At 70.2% G+C, this 2,087-nt stretch carries 2 protein-coding genes; both read right to left on the minus strand.

Annotation, left to right across the window (positions count from 1 at the left end):
- Positions 1 to 118: 118 nt before the first annotated feature.
- On the minus strand, positions 119 to 1,108 hold the full coding sequence (gene speB, locus ACZ4Z5_RS18520; RefSeq protein WP_468263771.1) for an agmatinase: 990 nt from the start codon (positions 1,106 to 1,108) through the stop codon (positions 119 to 121).
- Between the two features lie 97 nt (positions 1,109 to 1,205).
- Positions 1,206 to 2,087: acyl-CoA carboxylase subunit beta (locus tag ACZ4Z5_RS18525; protein WP_468263773.1), on the minus strand; the 882-nt coding region annotated here is incomplete at its 5' end.

Here is a 2,087-nt window from a genome sequence, read left to right on the forward strand (position 1 = left end):
CGCGTGGGCACGGTGGGCTGGGTGATTTTCTTTTTTTTTTTTTTTTTTTCTCACCCCCCCCCCCCCCCCCCCCCCCCCCCCCCCCCCCCCCCCCCCCCCCCCCCCCCCCCCGCGGCGGCTACTTCGCCAGGCCCCAGCGGACCGGGGCGATCTGCTTGGACATGATCGTGATCAGCTCGTAGGCGGCGTGCGACGCGGCGATCGAGGTGATGCCGGCGTGGTCGTACGCCGGCGCGACTTCCACGATGTCGGCGGAGACCAGGTGGCAGTCGGCGAGGCCGCGCAGGATCTCCAGCAGCTCGCGGGACGTCATACCGCCGGCCTCGGGCGTGCCGGTTCCGGGGGCGTGCGCCGGGTCCAGGACGTCGATGTCGATGGAGACGTAGAGGGGGCGGTCGCCGACCCGCTCGCGCAGCTGCTGGGCGATCTCGTCCACGCCGCGCCGCATCACGTCCGCCGAGGTCACGATGCCGAAGCCCAGCTTGGCGTCCTCGTCGAGGTCCTTCTTGCCGTAGATCGGGCCGCGGGTGCCGACGTGACAGAGGGCCGAGGTGTCGATGACGCCCTCCTCCACGGCCCGGCGGAAGGGCATCCCGTGGGTGTACTGCTGGCCGAAGTAGTCGTCCCAGGTGTCCAGGTGCGCATCGAAGTGCAGAACCGCCACCGGCCCGTGCTTCTTGGCCACGGAACGCAGCAACGGCAGCGCGATGGTGTGGTCGCCGCCCAGCGTCATCAGCCGGGAGCCGCCGGCGAGCAGATCGTCGGCGGCGGCCTCGATCGTCTCCACCGCCTCATCCGTGTCGAAAGGACTGGCGCTGATGTCGCCGGCGTCCGCCACCTGGCTGTAGTGGAAGGGGTAGACGTCCTGCGCCGGGTTGTAGGGGCGCAGGGTGCGGGAGGCCTCGCGGATGGCGTTGCCGCCGAAGCGGGCTCCGGGGCGGTATGTGACTCCCCCGTCGAACGGGACCCCGACCACGGCGATGTCCGCCTTCTCCACCTGGTCGAGGCGGGGGATGCGGCCGAACGTGGCCGGACCCGCGAAGTGCAGCGTCCGGTCGGTCTCGGTCGGCGGCAGCGGCGGGGTCACTCCGTTGGGCTGGGCGGTCATGGTGCGATCAGTGCCTTTCCAGGGTTACGGCGGCCTGGTGCCCTGTGCCGGGCCCAGGGGATCGGGCGCGCCGGGCGCCCCGCGCCCGCCGGCCGGGTCACATCGGCGGGTTGCCGTGCTTGCGGGACGGCAGGTCGGCGTGCTTCGTGCGGAGCATCGCGAGTGCGCTGATCAGCACCTCGCGGGTCTCCGTGGGGTCGATGACGTCGTCCACGAGGCCGCGCTCGGCCGCGTAGTACGGGTGCATCAGCTCGGCCTTGTACTCCTTGACCATGCGGGCCCGCATCACCTCGGGATCGTCGGCCTCCGCGATCTGCCGGCGGAAGATGACGTTGGCGGCCCCCTCGGCGCCCATGACCGCGATCTCGTTGGTCGGCCACGCGTAGGTCAGGTCGGCGCCGATGGACTGGGAGTCCATGACGATGTAGGCGCCGCCGTACGCCTTGCGCAGGATCAGCGAGATCCTGGGCACCGTGGCGTTGCAGTAGGCGTACAGCAGCTTGGCTCCGTGGCGGATGATCCCACCGTGCTCCTGACCGACACCAGGCAGGAAGCCGGGGACGTCCAGCAGCGTGACGATCGGAATGTTGAAGGCGTCACACACCTGTACGAAGCGGGCGGCCTTCTCGGAGGCCTCGATGTCGAGCACGCCGGCCAGCGTCTGCGGCTGGTTGGCGACGATGCCGACGACCTGGCCGTCGAGCCGGGCGAGGGCGCAGACGATGTTGCGGGCCCAGCGCTCGTGGACCTCCAGGTAGTCGCCCTCGTCGACGATCTCCTCGATGACGGTGAGCATGTCGTACGGACGGTTGCCGTCGACGGGCACCAGCGTGAGTAACGCCTCCGAACGGCGGTCCGCGGGATCGGTGCTCTCGTAGCGGGGCGGGTTCTCGCGGTTGTTGGAGGGCAGCATCGACAGGAGGTAGCGGACCTCCGCGATGCAGGTCTCCTCGTCGTCGTACGCGAAGTGCGCGACACC

The sequence above is a fragment of the Streptomyces sp. NPDC030222 genome, assembly GCF_055573115.1.

Coding starts and splice junctions, on each gene's coding strand:
- speB (WP_468263771.1), bottom strand. CDS start 1,108: ATGACCGCCCAGCCCAACGGAGTGACCCCGCCGCTGCCGCCGACCGAG.